This is a genomic window from Sphingomonas swuensis, from assembly GCF_039538045.1.
In the GTDB taxonomy this organism is placed as follows: Bacteria; Pseudomonadota; Alphaproteobacteria; order Sphingomonadales; family Sphingomonadaceae; genus Sphingomicrobium; species Sphingomicrobium swuense.
In genome coordinates, this window is the sequence record NZ_BAABBQ010000001.1 from 2,638,020 (window position 1) to 2,656,933 (window position 18,914).

The following is an 18,914-nucleotide window of genomic DNA, read 5'->3' on the forward strand; positions in this document are numbered from 1 at the left end:
GAAATGGGGCGAATGGACTCACCGGGCGAAACCATGTCCGTGCCGGCGCTTGACGCGGCGTTCAGCGGCAATCGGCTGCTGGCGACGCTTTCGGCTGAGGATCGTGCCCTGCTCGAGCCCTCGATGAGGGTCCTTACCCTTGAATCCGGCACCTGCATGCTCGATGCCGGCGATACCGTCACCACCTCGCTCTTCCCGTTCGACGGCCTGATCGTTTCGCTCCAGATCGAGATAAGCGGCAACCGCTCGGTCGAGGTCGCCTCGATCGGCATGGAAGGCGCGGTCGGCGGGATCGTCAGCTGCGGTGTCGTGCCCGCCTTCGCCCAGACGGTGGTCCAGCTCGGCGGCCATGCGGCGGCGGTGCCGATGAAGGTGCTCGAGGCGGCCAAGCTCGCCAGCCCGCACATCAAGAACCTCTTCTGTCGCTACGCCGACGCCCTGCTCGCGCAGATCATGCAGTCGGTCGCCTGCAACGCCTTCCACCCGATCGAGGCCCGCGCCGCGCGCTGGCTGCTCCATGCGCACGACCGCGCCGGGTCCGAGCGGCTGGCGCTCACCCAGGAGAGCCTCGCCGGGCTGCTCGGCGTGCAGCGCACCACGGTCAACGCGGTCGCCAGGGTGCTCCAGGAGCAGGGGCTGATCGCCTATCGTCGCGGCGCCATCCAGGTCGTCAACCGGGCCGGTCTCAGCAAGGCCGCCTGCGGCTGCTACCGGGCGGTCGAGGATCACTTCCAGTCCGTGCTCGGGCCGAGCGGTCGGGGCGGCGGCTAGGCCAGCGTCCAGCCGAGTTCCTCGCCGGCGTGGAACGGGACGAGCATCGATCCCGCCGCCGCGATCTCGCCCGGTACCTTCTGCGGCTTCCGCTCGAGGCTGATCGTGCCCTCGTTCAGCGGCAAGCCGTAGAAGCGCGGACCATGCTCGCTCGCAAACCCCTCGAAGCGGTCGAGCGCGCCTTCCTCGTCGAAGACCGTCGCATAGCTTTCGAGCGCGTGCGGCGCATTCCAGATGCCGGCGCAGCCGCAACCGCTTTCCTTGGCCTCGCGCAAATGCGGCGCGCTGTCGGTGCCGAGGAAGAATTTGGGACTGCCTGAGACCGCCGCCGCGCGCACCGCCAGTCGGTGCCGCTCGCGCTTCACCACCGGCAGGCAATAGGCGTGCGGCCGCAATCCCCCGGCGAACAGCGCGTTGCGATTGAGGTGGAGGTGCTGCGGCGTGATGGTCGCGGCAAGGTTCGGCCCGGCGTCGCGGACGAACTCGGCACTGTCGGCGGTGGTGATATGCTCGAGCACGATCTTCAGGTCGGGAAAGTCGCGCATCACCGGCGCGAGCACCCGCCCGAGGAACACCGCCTCGCGGTCGAAGATGTCGATTTCGGGATCGGTCACTTCGCCATGGACGCACAGCACCATGCCGATGGCCTGCATCCGCTCGAGCGCCGGAGCGATCCGGCGGATGTCGGTGACCCCGCTATGGCTATTGGTGGTCGCCCCCGCCGGATAAAGCTTGGCCGCGACCCACACGCCCTCGCGATGTCCGCGCTCGAGTGCGTCGGGATCGGCATCGTCGGTCAGGTAGCAGGTCATCAGCGGCGTGAACCCCGGCCCGGCCGCGGCCCGGATCCGCTCGCGATAGGCACTCGCGGCCGCGACGCTCGTCACCGGCGGAACGAGGTTGGGCATGATGATCGCCCGTGCGAACTGCCGCGCCGACCAGGGCGCCACCGCCTCGAGCATCGCTCCGTCGCGCAGGTGCAGGTGCCAGTCGTCGGGGCGGCGGATGGTCAGGGTCTGCAACGAAGGCTCCGTCGGTCCAGAGCGGTTTGTATCTGGTCCGGCGGCTTCTTAGCTAAGCGCCATGCCCCAGACCACCCTCGCCGATCGCGCCATCGTCCGCCTTGCGGGAGAGGATGTTCGCGGCTTCCTCCAGGGGATCGTCACCAACGACGTTTCCGCCGAACTTCCGGTCTGGGCCGCGCTCCTCTCGGCACAGGGCAAGTGCCTGTTCGACTTCCTGGTCTGGGCGGATGGCGAGGATTTGCTGCTCGACTGCGAGGCCGACGCCGCTGACGAGCTCGCCAAGCGCCTCCGCATGTATCGCCTCCGCCGGCCGATCACGATCGAGCGTGACGAGAACCTCGCCGTCCACTGGTCGCCGGAAGGAACGGAAGGCGCGCCCGATCCCCGCCTGTCCGCTCTCGGCCGCCGCTGGCTCGCCCCGGTGAGCGAAAGCGCCTCGGGCTGGCTCGCTCACCGCCTTGGGCTCGGCGTCTGCGAGGGCCGCGCCGAGCTTTCCGACCTCCTCTGGCTCGAATGCAACGCGGCCGAGCTCAACGGCGTCAGCTTCACCAAGGGCTGCTATGTCGGACAGGAGAATACCGCGCGGATGAATTGGCGACAGAAGGTCAACCGGCGGCTTGTCGTCGTCCCCGCGACCGAACCCGGGCCGCGCACCAAGGCCTTCTATCCCGACCTCGGCCTTGCGGTCGATCACCGCCGGGTTGACGACCTCGCAGGCCTCACGCTTCCGGAGTGGCTCGCCGCCGCGCTCTGAGCACACCCGCGATCGCGACCAGCCCGATCCCGGCCCAGACGACGTTCAGCGCCGCCGAGGGGATGGCGCCATTCCAGCTCGAATTGATGATGAAGCCGATCGCCCCGACGACGTTCATCGCCTGATAGGCGATGCTCTTGGGGCCGAGCCGCCCGGCGGTCAGCAGCGCATAGGCACCGAGGATCAGCACCGCCGCGATCCAGCCCGCGACTTCCACGAACAGGTCCAACGTCACCAGCTTGCTCCGTCCACGTCACGCACTTCGATATCCTTGAGCAAAGCCGGATCGATCAGCCGGGCATTGATCCCCATCCGCTCGTGCGGAGGAGGGGTGAGCGGCTCCCAGTGGGTAGCCACCCCGCAGGTCCGGCAGCGCAGGTTGCGGAGAAACGGCTCGCCGATGTCCTCGCGCACATAGCTGTCGAACTCGCCGGTGATCGCGACCTTGCCGGAAGGATAATAGATCCCCCGAAAACCGGTCTTCGCGCACAGGCTGCAGTTGCACTGGCTGACGTACTCGGGTCGCCCCGCCAGCCGGAGGGTCGCCCGCCCGCAGTGGCACGTGGCGACCAGCTCCGTCATGTCCCTCAGGCCGCGAGCTTGCGCAGCACGTAGGGCAGGATCCCGCCGGCGTGGAAATATTCCAGCTCGTTGAAGGTATCGATCCGGCAGCGCGCGGTGATGACGCGCGAGTGGCCGTCGGTCTCGGTCACCTCGACCTCGACGTCCTGGCGCGGCTGGATCTGCCCGACATTGCGGATGGTGAAGCTCTCGGACCCGTCGAGGCCGAGGCTCGCCGCCGTCTCGCCGTCGCGGAACTGCAGCGGAAGGACGCCCATGCCGACGAGGTTCGAACGGTGGATGCGCTCGAAGCTCTCGGCGATGACCGCCCGGACACCAAGCAGCACCGTACCCTTGGCCGCCCAGTCGCGCGAGCTTCCGGTGCCATATTCCTTGCCTGCCAGTACGACCAGCGGAACGCCCGCGTCCTTGTAGGCCATTGCCGCGTCGTAGATCGCCTGCTGCTCGCCGGTGAGGAGGTTGCGGGTATAGCCGCCCTCGACCCCGGTCAGCATCTTGTTGCGGATACGGATGTTGGCGAAGGTGCCGCGCATCATCACGTCATGGTTGCCGCGGCGCGCGCCATAGCTGTTGAATTCGCCGCGCGGGACCTGCCGCTCGGTCAGCCACTGACCCGCCGGGCTGTCGGGCTTGATCGAGCCTGCCGGAGAGATGTGGTCGGTGGTAATGCTGTCACCGAACACCGCCAGCGCGCGGGCGCCGTCGATGTCCTCGATCGCCTTGGCCTGCATCGTCATGCCCTCGAAGTAGGGCGGGTTGGCGATGTAGGTGCTGGCCGCCGGCCAGGTGTAGGTGTCGCCGCCGCTGACCGAGATTCCTTGCCAGCGCTCGTCGCCGGCATAGACGTCGGCATAGCGCGCCTTGAACAGGTCGGAGTGGACGTGCGCGTCGATCAGCGCGCGGATCTCGTCGTTGGTCGGCCAGATGTCCTTGAGGAACACCGGCTCGCCGTTGCTCGCGGTGCCGATCGGGCTGGTGGTGATGTCGCTGCGGACCGTCCCGGCCAGCGCGTAGGCGACAACCAGCGGCGGGCTGGCGAGATAGTTGGCGCGGCAGTCAGGGCTGACGCGACCCTCGAAGTTGCGGTTGCCCGACAGGACCGAGACCGCGACCAGATCCTTCTCGTTGATCGCCTGGCTGATCGGCTCGGGCAGCGGGCCCGAGTTGCCGATGCAGGTGGTGCAGCCGTAGCCGACCAGGTCGAAGCCGATCGCGTTCAGATCCTCGCTGAGGCCGGCGCGGTCGAGATAGTCGGTGACCACCTGGCTGCCCGGCGCGAGGCTGGTCTTGACCCACGGCTTGCTGTCGAGGCCAAGCGCCCGCGCCTTGCGCGCCACCAGCCCGGCCGCGACCAGCACGCTCGGATTGGAGGTGTTGGTGCAGCTGGTGATGGCAGCGATCACGACGTCGCCATTGCCAAGGTCGTAGTCGGCCCCGGCGACCGGCACGCGCGGGTCGTTGCCCTTCTTGTAGGTCGCTTCCAGCTCGGCGTTGAACTGGTCGTCGACGTCCGACAGAACGACCCTGTCCTGCGGCCGCTTCGGACCGGCGAGGCTCGGGACGACGCTGCCGAGGTCGAGCTCGAGCGTGTCGGTGAACACCGGCTCCGGCGTGTCGGCGTCGCGCCACATGCCCTGCGCCTTGGCATAGGCCTCGACCAGCGCGATCCGCCCGTCCTCGCGCCCGGTCAGGCGAAGGTAGTCGAGCGTGCGCTCGTCGATCGGGAAGAAGCCGCAGGTCGCGCCATACTCGGGCGCCATGTTGGCGATGGTGGCGCGGTCCGCCAGCGTCATCGCGTCGAGGCCCGGGCCGAAGAATTCGACGAAGCGCCCGACCACGCCTTTGGCGCGGAGCATCTGGGTGACCGTCAGCACGAGGTCGGTGGCGGTGATCCCCTCCCGGAGTTCACCGGTCATCCGGAAGCCGACCACCTCGGGGATGAGCATGCTGACCGGCTGGCCGAGCATCGCCGCTTCGGCCTCGATCCCGCCGACGCCCCAGCCGAGCACGCCGAGGCCGTTGACCATCGTGGTGTGGCTGTCGGTCCCGACCAGCGTGTCCGGATAGGCGACTTCCTCGCCGCTCTGGTCGGCCGAGGTCCACACCGACTGGCAGATATATTCGAGGTTCACCTGGTGGCAGATGCCGGTGCCCGGCGGCACGACCTTGAAGTTGTCGAACGCCGACGAACCCCACTTGAGGAACTCGTAGCGCTCGCGGTTGCGGGCATATTCGTAATTGACGTTGGCGTCGGCGGCCTTGGGAGTGCCGAACTCGTCGACCATGACCGAGTGGTCGATGACGAGGTGGACCGGGACCAGCGGGTTGATCTTCTGCGGGTCGCCGCCGAGCTGCTTCATCGCGTCGCGCATCGCGGCGAGGTCGACGACCGCCGGAACGCCGGTGAAGTCCTGCATGAGCACGCGCGCCGGGCGATACTGGATCTCGCGGCTGATCCGCCGCTCCTTCTGCCAGTCGACCATCGCCTGGAGGTCGTCGCGGGTGACCGTCACGCCATCCTCGAAGCGCAGAAGGTTCTCGAGCAGGACCTTCATCGAGTAAGGCAGCCGGCTGACGTCGCCGAGCGCAGCTCCGGCCTTGTTAAGGTCGTAATAAGCGAAGGTCTTGCCGCCGACCTCGAGGGTCGAACGAGTGCCGAGACTATCCTGGCCGGTCGGGATCATGGGTCTGCTCGCGAAAGAGGAAGTGGAATTGCCAGCGCCCTTAGCAAGGGATTGAAGGGGCGGCAAAGGGCACGAAGGCCGCTCCTACTTGCCGTCCCCGACACGCTCGATCGCCCGCTTGGCATTCTCGCCGTCATCATGTTCGCCGCTTCGCTTGGCTGCCCGCTCGACGAGGTCCTTCGCTTCCTCGCGAAGTTCGCGGATCTCCTCCTCCTCGAGTTCCTCCTCGATGCCCACCATCTCGTCGCGGGCCCGCTTGGTCGCCTTGATCAGCTCGTCGAGCTTGGCGTGCATCGCGACGTCGCGGCGATGCGCCTCGGCTTCGCGGTCGTACTGGCCGTTGAGCACCATCTGCGTCAGCGTGATCGCAAGGATCGACAAGGCCGCCGTCAGCCCCTCGGCATGAAAGCCGAACCAGAACCAGGCGGCGCAGAAGACGATGACCCCGATCTGCATGCCGGCATGGGCGAACAGGCGCGACATCGCATCCGAAATCCGGTCGCCCAGCTGGACCAGCCTGTTCTTGCGCAAAGCCATGACGGGGGCTCAACGACCCTCGACCCTCTCTGTTGCATGCCACGGGTAAGTGACTCTCTTGGCGAGCAAAAAGAATCGCTTGGCCGTGGAACCAAGCAGCGCCCGACCGGTTGAGACGGGGTTGCCGCCGACAGTTGCGGCTGTGCTCAGCTGGGGGAGCAGAACGTGTTCACATCCGCTTCTTTCGACCGCCGGCTGGCTGCCCTCGAGCGCGCCGAGGCTGGCCGCTTTGGTCGTCCGCTCGGCTCCGACACCTACGCCCGGGTAGCACTTGCCCGCCGGATCGCCGGGACCGCGCGCAACGCCGGGACCGACGCCGCGACGCTTTCGCAGGGTCCCTCGCTCCTCCTCCAGCGCTAGATCCAGCCCTTCCGCTTCAGGATCCACAGCGGCAGCACCGCGCTCACCAGCATCAGCGCCAGCGAGGCGGGATAACCCCACACCTCGTCCAGCTCGGGCATGTAGTGGAAGTTCATTCCGAAGATGCCCGCGACCAGCGTCGGCGGCAGGAACACGATCGCCACCCAGCTGAACAGCTTCATCGCCGCATTCTGCTCGATGCTGATGAGCCCCAGGCTCGCGTCGAGCAGGAAGGTCAGCTGGCTGGCCTGGAAGGCGCTGTGGTCGATCAGCGCGGCGACGTCGGTGCTGAGGCTTGAGATGAGGTCGCGGGTGCGCTCGCACTCCGGCAGGTGAAGCCGATCCGATGCCGCGAGGAAGCTCAGCGCCCGGGCGGTACTCACGGCCGTCACCCTGATCTTCGCGATCAGCGACTGCACCTGCCCGATCCGGTGCAGCACCGTCTCGAGCTGCTTGGTGGGAATCCGCTCATAGTCGCCGCGCACCCCGCCGCGGAAAGTCTCGCGCGACAGTCGCTCGATCTCCGCCGCCGCATCTTCCAGTTCGTCCGCCAGCCGGTCGACGATCGCGTCCAGCAGCCGGGTCAGCGCGGTGGTCGCGTCCTTGACCAGCCCGGCCTCGACCCGCGCCTCGCGGCTGAAGGCGAGCCATGGCTTGGGGGTGACGTAGCGCACCGTCACCAGCTTGCCGCCCTTGAGCATGAAGCTGATCGGCTCGCTCTGAGGGTCGCCTTCCTGCACCCCGAACAGAACGCTGACCGTCATCACCAGCGCCCCGCTCCGCTCGTAGAGCCGGCTCGAGGGCTCGATCTCGACCATGTCGTCGCGGGTCGGGACCGCGAAGCCGAGCGACTGCTCGACCAATTGCTCCTCCTCGCGGGTCGGCTCCTCGAGGTCGATCCAGGTCGCGCCCGCGGGGATCGTCCCCGTCGCGGTGATGACCGAACCATCGCAATCGGGACCGTAGGCGCGCAGCATGCGCCTTCTTGGGGCCGCCTTCCGCGCCTTGGCAAGCCCATGTCGCTGCCCTAGCCAGAACCCAGATGGACACGCACTCGCACGACTTCCTCGGAGAGGCCCACGACCGCAACGCCCGGCGCACCCGCTGGGTCGTGCTGCTGTCGGCGGTGATGATGGTCGCCGAGATCGTCGCGGGCACCATCACCGGATCGATGGCGCTGGTCGCCGACGGCTGGCACATGGCCACCCATACGCTGGCGCTCGGGGTCAGCGCACTTGCCTATTCCTTCGCGCGCCGCCGTTCGAGCGACAGCGCCTACAGCTGGGGTACCGGCAAGGTCGGGAGCCTCGCCGGTTTCGCCAGCGCGCTCGGACTGGTCGCGGTCGCCTTCGGCATCCTCTACGAAAGCGGCACCCGCTTCTTCGAGGCGCGCACCGTCGATTATGGCGAAGCGCTCGTGGTCGCGGTCATCGGCCTGCTGGTCAATCTCGCCAGCGCCCTGCTCCTTGGTCATGGCCACGATCACCACGATCGGGAACATGCCCACGACCACCATCACGATCATAATTTCCGCTCGGCCTATCTCCACGTCCTCGCCGACGCGCTGACCAGCGTCATGGCGATCGCCGCGCTTGCCGCGGGCTGGTGGTTCGGGGTGAGCTGGCTCGACCCGCTGGTCGGGATCGTCGGCGCGCTCGTCATCCTCCAGTGGAGCCGCGGCCTCCTCTCCGAAACCGCCGCGGTCCTCCTCGATCGTGTTCCCGACCAGTCGCTGTGCGACGAGCTCCGCCGCCGGATCGAAGGGCCCGGCGACATCGCCGTCCGCGACTGGCACCTGTGGACCGTCGGACCCGGCCGCTATGCCGCGATCGTCTCGGCGAGCGGGGCGGACGCCGCCGAAATCCGCCGTCGCCTCGGGCCCGACCCCCGGATCGCCCACCTCACCATCGAATGCCAGTAAAGGGCCACGCTTCCGTGAAAGCCTCCATTCGCCCGCTCGGGGCCGCGCTCCTCGTCGTCCTCGGCGCGGCGGCGATCCTCTTCCTGATGGGCCGACCTCCGCTCTACCGCGGCGGGCTGATCGAATTGTGGGGTCCGGTCGGCCCCAAGCAGAGCCAGATGCTGTTCGACTGGTACAGCGCCAGCCATCTCGTCCATGGCTTCCTCTTCTACGGCCTGCTCCACCTCGCCGCGAAGAAGATGAAGTGGGAGCGCCGGCTGGTCCTCGCCACCATTGTCGAAGCCGCCTGGGAGCTGGTCGAGAACTCGCCGGTGATCATCGACCGCTACCGCGAGGTCACCATCGCGCTCGGCTATCGCGGCGACACGATCCTCAATTCGGTCAGCGACATCCTGCTGATGATGGTCGGCTTCCTCGTCGCCCGGCGCGTTCCGGTCTGGGCAAGCGTGATGATCGTGCTGGTGCTCGAACTCGTGCCGCTGGCGATCATCCGCGACAATCTGACGCTGAATGTCTGGATGCTGCTCGCGCCGAGCGACGCGCTGCGTCAGTGGCAGGCCGGCTAGCGCCCCTCGCCTACATCCGCCGCAGGTGGTCGAGGTGCATGCGGACCACCGGCACCGCGCTCGCCGCCGCGCCGCGAAGCGCCGGCACCGAGCCGTTGCGCGCATAATTCTGGTGAAGCGAAAGCGCCTGCTGGTGGCTCGTCAGCTGCTGTCCGCGATAGGCCGGATCGAAGGCCGCCGCGGAGGTCAGCTCCGCCAGCATCGCGGAATGCATCGGCAGCATCTCGCCTGGCACCGCCAGCCCCGCACTCGTCGCCGCCGAGGCGAGTTGCGCGCTCGTCTGGCCATGGTCGCGGATCATCATCTCGGCGTGCATCCGGATCATCGGGTCGCGGCTGCGTTGCAGCGCCAGCCGGCTGCTCTCGATCTCGAAGCGGTCGGTCGACGCCGCTAATGCAACGAAGGCCGGCGCCGCTTCGGGAGTAAGGTCCATCGCGCCGGTCGTCGCACAGCCCGACAGGCCAAGACCGCCCAGCGACGCCACCAGGGCAAGAGGAATGAGAGCACGCATCAGGGAACTCCTTGGCCAACCGGGAGATATCACTGCCAAGCCTTCACCATGCGTCAAGTTCCGCTCATCTATCGCGGCCTAGCGGTGGCCGGATCGCAGTCGCACAAGCTCCAGGGAGTTCCTCCATGCGTCTTCTCCTCGGCATCGCCCTCGCTGTTCTCGTCCCGGCTTCGGCCTCGGCGAGCGAGCTGTTCACCGGCGTCCACGCGCATGCGGTCAACACTCCGCTCAGCCTCGAAAGCGACCTCGAGGGGGGAACCGATCTCAGCCTCGGCATCCGCGGCGACCGCATCGGCCGGACCCCGCTCCAGCCCTACGCCTTCGTCTCGGTCAACACTGCGGGCGACACCAACTTCGCAGCCGCCGGCCTGTCCGCCCGTTTCGGTCGCCAGATCTACATTCGGCCAGGCATCGGGATCGCGGTCCACAGCGGCTCGGCCGCCAATAGCAACCGCCCAGACCGGATCGCCTTCGGCAGCCGGGTGCTGTTCGAGCCCGAGCTTGCGGTCGGCGCTGCGCTCAACGACCGCCTCAGCCTCGAGGCGAGCTGGGTCCATTTCAGCCACGGTCAGATCTTCGGCAAGCAGAACCCCGGGATCGACAACATCGGCGTCCGCCTGAATCTCAAGCTCTAGCGCGTCAGCAGCAGCCCCAGCGCGACCGCCGCGAGCGATCCCCCGAGGGTCGCGGCGGCATAGCAGAGCGCGGTCAGTGGCGAGCGGCTCCACAGTTCGACGCTGTCGAGCGCGAAGGCGCTCATGGTGGTGAAACCGCCGAGCAGCCCCACGCCCAGCAGCAGGCGAGCCTGCTCGTTGCCGCCGGTGCGAAGCAGCCAGCCGGCGAGCAGTCCCATCGCAAGGCAGCCGACGACGTTGACCGCGAGGATCCCGAACGGCGCCCGGACCTGCCCACCGAGCCACCAGCGGAGCAGCGCTCCGCCACCGCCCCCGACGAAGACCAGCAGTGCGTTCAGTGCGCCGCCACCTCGGCCGGAGCCTTGCGCTTGGGCAAGGCGTGAAGCGCGACGACGATGATGGCCCCGACCACGATTCCGACGATCGCTCCACCCAAGGCGTTCAGCGCCCAGTTCCACAATCCGGTCCAGAAGCCGATCGCCGCGGCGCCCTTGGCCGCAAGGTCGTGGACAAGGTGCGGAAGAGCTTCGCCGATATGCAGCACTTCCATGCCGTGGAGGAGGATCTGTCCACCAACCCACAGCATGGCCGCCGTGCCGATCACCGACAATGCTGCGAGCAACTTGGGAACGCCGCGCACCATGGCTCGGCCGAAGCCCGCACCCGGGCCTCCGCGCGCCGCCATGTGCAGGCCGATGTCGTCCAGCTTCACGATGATCGCCACTGTTCCATAGACCAGGACCGTGATGACGATGCCGACCACCGCAAGCACCACCGCCTCAAGCCAGAAGGCGCTGAGCTCCAGCGCGGCAAGCGCGATGACCATGATCTCGGCCGACAGGATGAAGTCGGTCCGAATTGCGCCTGCGACCTGCCTTTTCTCCAGCTCGGCCGGTTCGTCGCACTCCATCAGCTCGGCTTCCGCCTCGTGATGACCGGCGACCTTCTCCCACAGTTTCTCCGCGCCTTCGAAGCAGAGATAGGCACCGCCGATCATCAGCAGCGGTGTGATGATGTCGATGCCGAACCGCTCTCCGGCCCATGACAACAGCAGGATCACCGGAAGGATGATCAGCAATTTGTTCTTGAGGCTCCCGATCGCGATCTTGCCGATGATCGGAAGCTCACGGTCCGGGCTGAGCCCGGTGACGTAGCGCGGGGTCACCGCCGTGTCGTCGATAACCACGCCGGCCGCCTTGGACCCGGCCTTGCCCACCGCCGCGCCGATATCGTCCATGCTCGAGGCGGCGAGCTTGGTCAGGGTGGCGACGTCGTCGAGCAGTGCGATCAGGCCGGAGGGCATGGCAATCCTTCTATGGTCTTCCCGGAGTTCGTCCGGGGTCTGCCTTCTAGTGCTTCGTGGAAGAGGAAGGCGGTCGCGCGGTCAAGCCGGCAACATGCGAAAGGTTGCATCCTTGCCCCTTCTCAAGCATCCCGCGCCCCCATGCTGGACCTCGCCTTCATCCGCCAGAACCGCGACCTCGTCGCCCGCGCCGCCGCCGACAAGAATGTCGCGGTCGACCTCGACCGGTTGCTCATGCTCGACGGCGAGGTTCGCTCGGCCAAGACCGAGGTCGACAAGCTCCGGGCCGAGCGCAACGCCATTTCGGCCGGTTTCAAGAGCGCCGCTCCGGAGGAGAAGGCCGAGCTTGGACGCCGGGCAAAGGAGGCGGGCGCCCGCGCGACCGAGCTCGAGACCAATGCCGCCGCCGCCGATGCGGAGCTTCGCGGGCTGCTCCTGCAGATCCCCAACATTCCCTTCGCCGGCTCGCCTGTCGGGCCCGACGAGGACAGCAATGTCGTCGTCCGCACCGAGGGCATCGTTCCCGACTTCGGCTTCACTCCGCGCGACCATGTCGAACTCACCGAGATGAACGGCTGGGCCGACCTCAGCCGCATCGTCCAGGTCGCCGGAAGCCGCCAATATTGCCTCAAGGGCCGGCTCGCGATCCTCGAGACCGTCCTGATGAGCTGGGCGCTTCAGAAGATCGCCGCCCACGGCTTCACCCCGATCACGGTTCCCGCGCTCGCCCGCGGCGAGGCGTTCGAGCGCCAGGGCATGTTCCCCGGCGCCGAGGACGAGGTCTATGCCCTCGAAAAGGACTCGCTGTTCCTCGCCGGCACCGCCGAGGTCGCGCTAACCTCGCTCCACTCGGGCGAGATCCTCGACCTGTCGAACGGCCCTGTCCTCTACGCCGGCTACTCCCCCTGCTTCCGCCGCGAGGCCGGCAGCGCCGGGCGCGACGTCCGCGGCTTGCTCCGGGTCCACCAGTTCCTCAAGGTCGAGCAATATGTAATCTGCGAGGCCGACGAGGCGGTCTCCGCCGAATGGCACGCCAAGCTGCTCGCGCTCGCCGAGGAGCTGCTGACCGATCTCGAGATCCCCTATCAGGTGATCGAAACTTCGACCGGCGACATGGGGCTCGGCAAGTATCGCATGAATGACATCGAGAGCTGGGTGCCCAGCCTCGGCAAGTATCGCGAGACGCACAGCTGCTCGACCCTGCATGACTGGCAGGCCCGCCGCGCCAACCTTCGCTACCGCGACAAGGACGGCAAGGTCCGCTTCGCCCACACCCTCAACAACACCGCGCTCGCCAGCCCGCGGATTCTCGTCCCGCTGCTCGAGAACCACCAGACCGAGGATGGACGGGTCCGCCTGCCCAAGGCCCTGCAGCCGCTGATGGGCGGGGAGTGGCTCTGAGCAGGGCCGACCATCTCGCCCCGCCGGGCTACCGCCGGCTGAGCGAGGCGCTGAGCCTCGCCCCCCGCCTGCTCAACGGCTTTGGCCACCTCGGCCCGCGCGGCCCAGCGGACGGTCCGCCCGCCCTCGTCATCCCCGGTTTCGTCGCCACCGACCGGACCACGCTGGAGCTTCGCCGCGCCTTCGCTGCGGGCGGCTTCCGGACCTACCCCTGGGCGCTCGGCCTCAACCGCGGCGCGCGCGCCGACACGCTCGACCGGCTCGAGCGGCGGCTGCTCGAGATCGGCGGCGGCGCCCCGGTGCTGGTCGTCGGCTGGAGCCTCGGCGGCCTGTTCGCGCGCGAGCTCGCCCGTCACCGGCCCGATCTCGTCTCGGCCGCCGTCTCGCTCGGATCACCCTTCTCGGGCGACCTTCGCGCCAACAACGTCTGGCGCCTCTACGAGTGGGTCGCCGGGCATCCGGTCGACAATCCGCCGCTCCCGAGGATCTGCGACAAGCCGCCCGTCCCGACCCTCGCCCTCTGGTCGCGCGGCGACGGGATCATCGCGCCCGCCTGCGCCCGCGGCCAGCCGCACGAGAGTGACGAGGCGGTCGAACTCGCCTCCAACCACATGGGCTTCGGAGTCTCGCGCCCGGTAACCCGCAAGGTCGTCGAAACGACCCTGCGCTTCCTCGCCGAGCGGGACCTGCCCCGGCCCTAGCCGCGCTCGGCCGGGATCACCGCCAGCGTGATCCGCGACAGGCAGACGAGCTTGCCCCGCTCGTCGCTGATCCGGATCGTCCACACCTGCGTCGTCCGCCCGATCGCCTCGGCCGTCGCCCGAGCCGTAACCAGCCCCTCGCGCACCGGGCGCAGGTGGTTGGCGTTGATCTCGAGCCCGACCACCACCTTCTGCGCGGTGTCGATCGTCAGCGCCCCGGCCATGCTCGCCACCGTCTCGGCCAGCGCCACGCTCGCCCCGCCATGGAGCCGCCCGAACGGCTGGTGGGTGCGGTGGTCGACCGGCATGGTCGCCTCGAGCCAGTTCTCGCCCCGCGCGGTGATGCGGATCCCGAGATGACCGGGCATGGTCGCCTCGCCCATCCGCGACACGGCCTCGAGGTCGATTTCGTCGTGATGCCAGATACTCATGGCCCGGCTCTAGCCGTCAAAGCGCAGCCGTGGCCAGCGCTTCGACCGCCTCGTCCAGCGAGTCCGCAACCAAGTAGAGCGGCTGCATCGCGTCGTGCCGGTAGGGCGTCGCCGCCGCCGCCTCGACAGTGAAGCGCCGTCGCTCGATCCCCGGATCCTCAAGGCTCTTCGCTGCCTCGCCGAAGCTCGAGGCCAGCCCGGCGCCGAGAATTCGGAGCTCGCCCTCCTCGCGGGCCAGCCCGAACTCGACCGTATGCCAATAGAGCCGCGCCACCGCGTCGCCGCGCCCGGCCGCGATGGCACGGCAGCCCTCCGCCGCGAACCGCGCCATCGCATCGGCAAGCCCGCGATGCGCCAGCATCGGCACATGGCCGTAAATGTCGTGGAAGCAGTCGGGCTCCTCGAGGTAATCGAGTTGCGCCCGGCTGCGGATGAAGTTGCCGATCGGGAAGACGCGCTGGGCGAGCATCGCGAAGAAGGCCGCGTCCGGCACAAGCCCGGCGACCGCGACGCAGCGCCAGCCGGTCAGCGGGTGGAGCCGCCGGTTCAACCCCATAAGCTCGGGAATTCCGCCCTCGCCCAGCCCGAGCGCCGCCAGCCCGTCGAAGAAGGGCGAGACGATCCGTCCCTCGAGCAGCTTCGTCTGCCGCTGGTAGAGGATGTCCCACGTCTCATGCTCCTCGGCGTTGAAGCCGGCCCAGCCCTGGTCGACGACATAACCGCGCCAGCCGTCCTGCTCGGCGCGGTTGGGGTCGGTGAAATCCTTGAACATGGTCGGGGTCCTTGGTTGAGAAGACACAAAAAACCCCGCCGGACCGGATGGTCGGGCGGGGCGGAAAAGACGCTTCTGTCAGACGCGCGTCAGCCGATCCCCACCAGGCAGGGATAATAAGCGGCAGCGGCGGCGAGACGGTTCGTCATGACATGCTCCCTATCGCAGGCGGCGGCTGAACGGAAGCTGGCCCTTCCATTCGCGCCCGCGCTTCCCACCTCACGGTCATGAACGAGCCCGCCGATTTCCACGTTCACCTCTATTTTGACGAGGCCGAGGTCGATCTCGCCCGAGCCGTCGCCGCAGAGGTCGCGAGCTGCTTCGGAGCGTCGGTCGGCCACTTCCATACCCGCCCGGTCGGCCCGCATCCGCGCGGCTCGGTCCAGCTGACGGTCGCCCCCGAGCGCTTCGGCGCGGTCGCCTGCTGGCTCCCGCTCCACCGCCGCGGCCTGACCGTCTTCGCGCATCCTTCGACCGGCGACGACCGTTCGGACCACACTTCCCATGTCATCTGGTTCGGTCCGAGCGAGCCGCTCAAGACCCAGATGTTCGAATAGGAGAGAAGACCATGACCACCGAAGGCAAGCGCCTCGCCAAATACACCGCCGTCGGCGCCCTCATCGGGATCCCAATGCCGATCATCGGCCCCGTCATCGGCGGCATCGTCGGCGCGGTTCTGGGCGCCCGCAAGAACCAGCGGCTCCACGGCCGCAGCTACTAGGCCAGGCCGTCGATCGCCGCGGCCAGTGCATGGTCGCGGTCGGTCACCCCGCCGGCGTCATGGCTGGTCAGGCGGAAATCGACCCGGTTCCACACGCTGGTGAACTCGGGATGGTGATCCACCTTCTCGGCATGCAGCGCGACCCGCGTGAGAAAGCCGAATGCCGCGCTGAAGTCGGCGAAGCGGAAGCTCTTCACCAGGGCGCCGTCCTGTTCCTTCCACTCCACCGTCCGTCTCCTGTGGCCTTGAAATGCGCTTAGCCCGGGCGCAGGGAAACCGCGACAAGGAGATGTTCATGGCCAGTACCGCCACCCTCGAAAAGGGCCCGCTCGGTTTCGACAATCCGATGGGCACCGACGGCTTCGAGTTCGTCGAATATGCCGCGCCCGATCCCCAGCTGCTGCGCGACCTGTTCGCCAAGCTCGGCTTCCCGGCCATCGCCCGCCACAAGAGCCAGGACATCACCCTCCACCGCCAGGGCGACATCAACTTCCTGATCAACGCGCATGACGAGAGCCACGCCGCCGACTTCTCGGCCGAGCACGGCCCGTCGGCCGTCGCCATGGCCTTCCGGGTCAAGGACGCCGCTGCCGCCCATGCCCGCGCGCTCGAACTCGGCGCCACCGACGTCACCGCCAAGGGCCTCGGCTGGCCCGCGATCGAGGGCATCGGCGGCTCTTTGCTCTATCTCGTCGACCGCTATGGCGACCATGGCGATGCCTATGCCGACAGCTTCGACTATCTGCCGGGCTATGAGGAAGCGATGCAGGCCTCGGCCAGCTGCCTCACCTATCTCGACCACCTCACCCACAACGTCCAGCGCGGCCGGATGGTGGTCTGGGCCGACTTCTACGAGAAGCTCTTCAACTTCCGCGAGATCCGCTACTTCGACATCGAGGGCAAGGTCACCGGCCTCTTCTCCAAGGCGATGACCAGCCCCTGCGGCAAGATCCGCATCCCCCTGAACGAGAGCCAGGACGACAAGAGCCAGATCGAGGAGTTCCTCCGCGAGTATAAGGGCGAGGGCATCCAGCACATCGCGCTCGGCACCACCGACATCTACAAGAGCGTCGACATCCTCTCCTCGCGCGGCATCCCCTTCCAGGACACGATCGACACCTATTACGACCTGCTCGACGAGCGGGTGAAGGGCCATGGCGAGCCCCTCGACGAACTGAAGAAGCGCAAGATCCTCGTCGACGGCGCCCCGACCGAAGGCCAGGGCCTGCTGCTCCAGATCTTCACCCAGAACGTCATCGGCCCGATCTTCTACGAGCTCATCCAGCGCAAGGGGAACGAGGGCTTCGGCGAGGGCAACTTCAAGGCGCTGTTCGAGTCGATCGAACTGGACCAGATCCGGCGAGGCGTGATCAGCGCGGACTAAGGGACAAGGTTCGTCCTGAGCGAAGTCGAAGGACAGATGACAGCAGTGCTTCGACTTCGCTCAGCACGAACGAGAATGGGTTGAAAATGTCCGACGCCTTCATCTGCGACTACATCCGCACCCCGATCGGCCGCTACGGCGGCGCGCTCAGCTCGGTCCGTGCCGACGATCTCGCCGCCATCCCGGTCCGTGCGCTGAAGGATCGCAACGAGGGCGTCGACTGGGCCGCGCTCGACGACATCATTCTCGGCTGCGCCAATCAGGCCGGCGAGGACAATCGCAACCTCTCGCGCATGGCTGGCCTCCTCGCCGGCCTCCCCCAGGACAGTGGCGGCGTGACCCTCAACCGCCTGTGCGGCTCGGGCCTCGACGCGGTCGCAATGGCTGCCCGGACGATCCGCTCGGGCGAGGCCGATCTCATCATCGCCGGCGGCTCCGAAAGCATGAGCCGCGCGCCTTTCGTCCTGCCCAAGGCGCAGTCCGCCTTCGACCGCAACGCGGAAATCTACGACACCACCATCGGCTGGCGCTTCGTCAATCCCAAGCTCCGCGACGCCTATGGCGACGACACCATGCCGAGCACGGCCGAGAACGTCGCCGACGACTTCAAGGTCAGTCGCGAGGACCAGGACGCCTTCGCTCACCGCAGCCAGGAGAAGGCTTCCGCCGCGCAGGCAAACGGCCGTCTCGCCGCAGAGATCGTCGGGGTCGAGATCGCCGGCCGCAAGGGCGAGACGACTACCGTCGATCGCGACGAGCATCCGCGCCTGACCGGCCTCGACAAGCTGGCGGCGTTGAAGCCGATCGTCCGCAAGGACGGCACCGTCACCGCCGGCAACGCCAGCGGCGTGAACGACGGCGCCGCCGCCCTGCTGATTGCCTCGGAGGAAGCGGTGAAGCGCTTCGGCCTGACGCCCAGGGCGCGGGTCCTCGGGGCCGCGGTCGCGGGCGTCCCCCCACGCATCATGGGCATCGGCCCCGCGCCTGCCACCACCAAGCTCATCAAACGGCTCGGCCTCACCCTCGACCAGCTCGACGTCATCGAGTTGAACGAAGCCTTCGCCGCGCAAGGCCTCGCCGTCCTGCGCGAGCTCGGTCTTCCCGATGACGACGCGCGCGTGAACCCCAACGGCGGGGCGATCGCGCTCGGTCATCCGCTCGGCATGAGCGGCGCGCGTCTCGCCGGAACCGCCGCCCTCGAGCTTGAACGCACCGGCGGCCGCTATGCGCTCGCCACCATGTGCATCGGCGTCGGACAGGGAATCGCGCTGGTCGTCGAGCGCATCTAGTTCGACCGCCCCTTCCCCTCCAGGGGAGGTGTCAGCGTGGCTGACGGAAGCGGGCTTGGCCTTGCGGATTGATCGGAAGCGGCCAATCTCTCGAGCGATGCCCGATCCCGACGCCATTCGCGCCGTCCTCGCCGACGTCCCCGATCCCGAGATCCCGGCCGTCTCGGTGGTCGAACTCGGAATCGTGCGCGACGTTTCGGCGGAGCGCGTGGTCATCACCCCCACCTACTCGGGCTGCCCCGCGACGCTCTTCATCGAGCAATCGATCCGCGCCGCGCTCGACGCCGCCGGCTATCGCAGCACCGCCATCGAGACTGTCATCAGCCCGCCCTGGACGACCGAGTGGATCACCCCTGAGGGCCGCGACAAGCTGCGCCGCTACGGCATCGCCCCGCCCGAACCGTCGGGTGAAGTCCATTGCCCGCAGTGCGGCTCGGGTGAGGTCGAGGAGGTCAGCCGCTTCGGATCGACCCCGTGCAAGAGCCAGTGGCGCTGCCGCGACTGCCTCGAACCGTTCGATCGCTTCAAATGCCACTGACAGCCTCCCCATTGCGAGAGGCCTTGAA

General features: G+C 67.8%; 25 protein-coding genes. 13 read left to right on the plus strand and 12 right to left on the minus strand.

Features of this window, described 5'->3' with window-relative positions; translation table 11 throughout:
* Nucleotides 1–33 precede the first annotated feature (33 nt).
* On the plus strand, nt 34–771 hold the full coding sequence (locus ABD727_RS13145; protein WP_344707840.1) for a Crp/Fnr family transcriptional regulator: 738 nt from the start codon (nt 34–36) through the stop codon (nt 769–771).
* On the opposite strand, the gene pyrC is transcribed toward ABD727_RS13145, so the two are convergent.
* Nucleotides 768–1,793, minus strand: coding sequence for a dihydroorotase (pyrC, locus tag ABD727_RS13150; RefSeq protein ID WP_344707841.1), 1,026 nt, complete (start codon nt 1,791–1,793; stop codon nt 768–770). The genes ABD727_RS13145 and pyrC overlap by 4 nt on opposite strands.
* Before the next feature lie 61 nt (nt 1,794–1,854).
* Between pyrC and ygfZ the strand changes: the two genes are divergently transcribed.
* Entirely contained in the window at nt 1,855–2,550 is a 696-nt protein-coding gene (gene ygfZ, locus ABD727_RS13155) for a CAF17-like 4Fe-4S cluster assembly/insertion protein YgfZ (RefSeq protein WP_344707842.1), read from the plus strand.
* Here the strand turns inward: ygfZ and ABD727_RS13160 are convergent.
* The 4 genes from ABD727_RS13160 to ABD727_RS13175 form a co-directional block, all read right to left on the minus strand.
* On the minus strand, nt 2,516–2,785 hold the full coding sequence (locus ABD727_RS13160) for a CBU_0592 family membrane protein (RefSeq protein WP_344707843.1): 270 nt from the start codon (nt 2,783–2,785) through the stop codon (nt 2,516–2,518). The two genes, ygfZ and ABD727_RS13160, sit on opposite strands and share 35 nt — an antisense overlap.
* Nucleotides 2,782–3,132 (minus strand): GFA family protein, encoded by a 351-nt coding sequence (locus ABD727_RS13165; protein ID WP_344707844.1) that lies wholly within the window; start codon nt 3,130–3,132, stop codon nt 2,782–2,784. The genes ABD727_RS13160 and ABD727_RS13165 overlap by 4 nt, the downstream gene beginning before the upstream one ends.
* A gap of 5 nt (nt 3,133–3,137) precedes the next feature.
* Nucleotides 3,138–5,816 (minus strand): aconitate hydratase AcnA, encoded by a 2,679-nt coding sequence (gene acnA, locus ABD727_RS13170; protein ID WP_344707845.1) that lies wholly within the window; start codon nt 5,814–5,816, stop codon nt 3,138–3,140.
* Between the two features lie 84 nt (nt 5,817–5,900).
* Nucleotides 5,901–6,353: a low affinity iron permease family protein gene (locus tag ABD727_RS13175; RefSeq protein WP_344707846.1), complete on the minus strand. Its 453-nt coding sequence runs from the start codon at nt 6,351–6,353 to the stop codon at nt 5,901–5,903.
* Between the two features lie 165 nt (nt 6,354–6,518).
* Between ABD727_RS13175 and ABD727_RS13180 the strand changes: the two genes are divergently transcribed.
* Complete coding sequence (locus tag ABD727_RS13180) at nt 6,519–6,713, plus strand: hypothetical protein (RefSeq protein WP_344707847.1); 195 nt, start codon at nt 6,519–6,521, stop codon at nt 6,711–6,713.
* Here ABD727_RS13180 and ABD727_RS13185 read toward each other — a convergent pair.
* The gene (locus ABD727_RS13185; RefSeq protein ID WP_344707848.1) at nt 6,710–7,690 is read right to left on the minus strand and encodes a magnesium transporter CorA family protein; all 981 of its coding nucleotides are present in this window, start codon (nt 7,688–7,690) and stop codon (nt 6,710–6,712) included. The two genes, ABD727_RS13180 and ABD727_RS13185, sit on opposite strands and share 4 nt — an antisense overlap.
* A gap of 65 nt (nt 7,691–7,755) precedes the next feature.
* On the opposite strand from ABD727_RS13185, the gene dmeF reads away from it, so the two are divergent.
* Together dmeF and ABD727_RS13195 are read left to right on the plus strand one after the other, a co-directional pair.
* Nucleotides 7,756–8,634, plus strand: a complete 879-nt coding sequence (gene dmeF, locus ABD727_RS13190) for a CDF family Co(II)/Ni(II) efflux transporter DmeF (protein WP_344707849.1) — start codon at nt 7,756–7,758, stop codon at nt 8,632–8,634.
* A gap of 14 nt (nt 8,635–8,648) precedes the next feature.
* Entirely contained in the window at nt 8,649–9,200 is a 552-nt protein-coding gene (locus ABD727_RS13195) for a DUF2585 family protein (protein ID WP_344707850.1), read from the plus strand.
* A gap of 10 nt (nt 9,201–9,210) precedes the next feature.
* Here the strand turns inward: ABD727_RS13195 and ABD727_RS13200 are convergent, their stop codons facing one another.
* Complete coding sequence (locus ABD727_RS13200) at nt 9,211–9,711, minus strand: DUF4142 domain-containing protein (RefSeq protein WP_344707851.1); 501 nt, start codon at nt 9,709–9,711, stop codon at nt 9,211–9,213.
* A 125-nt stretch (nt 9,712–9,836) separates the two neighbouring features.
* Here ABD727_RS13200 and ABD727_RS13205 point away from each other — a divergent pair, with 125 nt between their 5' ends.
* Entirely contained in the window at nt 9,837–10,346 is a 510-nt protein-coding gene (locus ABD727_RS13205; RefSeq protein WP_344707852.1) for an acyloxyacyl hydrolase, read from the plus strand.
* Here the strand turns inward: ABD727_RS13205 and ABD727_RS13210 are convergent.
* Nucleotides 10,343–10,798, minus strand: a complete 456-nt coding sequence (locus ABD727_RS13210; protein WP_344708090.1) for a fluoride efflux transporter FluC — start codon at nt 10,796–10,798, stop codon at nt 10,343–10,345. The two genes, ABD727_RS13205 and ABD727_RS13210, sit on opposite strands and share 4 nt — an antisense overlap.
* Nucleotides 10,681–11,649, minus strand: coding sequence for a DUF808 domain-containing protein (locus tag ABD727_RS13215; RefSeq protein WP_344707853.1), 969 nt, complete (start codon nt 11,647–11,649; stop codon nt 10,681–10,683). Before ABD727_RS13215 ends, ABD727_RS13210 begins: the two co-directional genes overlap by 118 nt.
* Before the next feature lie 141 nt (nt 11,650–11,790).
* On the opposite strand from ABD727_RS13215, the gene serS reads away from it, so the two are divergent.
* Nucleotides 11,791–13,050: a serine--tRNA ligase gene (serS, locus tag ABD727_RS13220; RefSeq protein WP_344707854.1), complete on the plus strand. Its 1,260-nt coding sequence runs from the start codon at nt 11,791–11,793 to the stop codon at nt 13,048–13,050.
* Nucleotides 13,041–13,751 carry an alpha/beta hydrolase family protein gene (locus tag ABD727_RS13225; protein WP_344707855.1) on the plus strand — a complete coding sequence of 237 codons (711 nt, stop codon included), beginning with the start codon at nt 13,041–13,043 and terminating at the stop codon, nt 13,749–13,751. The genes serS and ABD727_RS13225 overlap by 10 nt, the downstream gene beginning before the upstream one ends.
* Here the strand turns inward: ABD727_RS13225 and ABD727_RS13230 are convergent.
* The gene (locus tag ABD727_RS13230; protein WP_344707856.1) at nt 13,748–14,182 is read right to left on the minus strand and encodes a hotdog fold thioesterase; all 435 of its coding nucleotides are present in this window, start codon (nt 14,180–14,182) and stop codon (nt 13,748–13,750) included. The genes ABD727_RS13225 and ABD727_RS13230 overlap by 4 nt on opposite strands.
* A gap of 16 nt (nt 14,183–14,198) precedes the next feature.
* Nucleotides 14,199–14,954, minus strand: coding sequence for a phenylalanine 4-monooxygenase (locus tag ABD727_RS13235; RefSeq protein ID WP_344707857.1), 756 nt, complete (start codon nt 14,952–14,954; stop codon nt 14,199–14,201).
* Nucleotides 14,955–15,181: 227 nt separating this feature from the next.
* Between ABD727_RS13235 and ABD727_RS13240 the strand changes: the two genes are divergently transcribed.
* Together ABD727_RS13240 and ABD727_RS13245 are read left to right on the plus strand one after the other, a co-directional pair.
* On the plus strand, nt 15,182–15,511 hold the full coding sequence (locus ABD727_RS13240; RefSeq protein WP_344707858.1) for a DOPA 4,5-dioxygenase family protein: 330 nt from the start codon (nt 15,182–15,184) through the stop codon (nt 15,509–15,511).
* 11 nt (nt 15,512–15,522) lie between these two features.
* On the plus strand, nt 15,523–15,675 hold the full coding sequence (locus tag ABD727_RS13245; protein WP_344707859.1) for a hypothetical protein: 153 nt from the start codon (nt 15,523–15,525) through the stop codon (nt 15,673–15,675).
* Here the strand turns inward: ABD727_RS13245 and ABD727_RS13250 are convergent.
* Complete coding sequence (locus ABD727_RS13250) at nt 15,672–15,902, minus strand: 4a-hydroxytetrahydrobiopterin dehydratase (protein ID WP_344707860.1); 231 nt, start codon at nt 15,900–15,902, stop codon at nt 15,672–15,674. The two genes, ABD727_RS13245 and ABD727_RS13250, sit on opposite strands and share 4 nt — an antisense overlap.
* A 68-nt stretch (nt 15,903–15,970) precedes the next feature.
* Between ABD727_RS13250 and hppD the strand changes: the two genes are divergently transcribed.
* The 3 genes from hppD (at nt 15,971) to paaD (ending at nt 18,886) form a co-directional block, all read left to right on the plus strand.
* Nucleotides 15,971–17,059 (plus strand): 4-hydroxyphenylpyruvate dioxygenase, encoded by a 1,089-nt coding sequence (gene hppD / locus ABD727_RS13255; protein ID WP_344707861.1) that lies wholly within the window; start codon nt 15,971–15,973, stop codon nt 17,057–17,059.
* An 86-nt stretch (nt 17,060–17,145) separates the two neighbouring features.
* Nucleotides 17,146–18,348, plus strand: coding sequence for a 3-oxoadipyl-CoA thiolase (gene pcaF, locus ABD727_RS13260; RefSeq protein WP_344707862.1), 1,203 nt, complete (start codon nt 17,146–17,148; stop codon nt 18,346–18,348).
* Nucleotides 18,349–18,445: 97 nt separating this feature from the next.
* Nucleotides 18,446–18,886 carry a 1,2-phenylacetyl-CoA epoxidase subunit PaaD gene (gene paaD, locus ABD727_RS13265; RefSeq protein ID WP_344707863.1) on the plus strand — a complete coding sequence of 147 codons (441 nt, stop codon included), beginning with the start codon at nt 18,446–18,448 and terminating at the stop codon, nt 18,884–18,886.
* Nucleotides 18,887–18,914 lie beyond the last annotated feature (28 nt).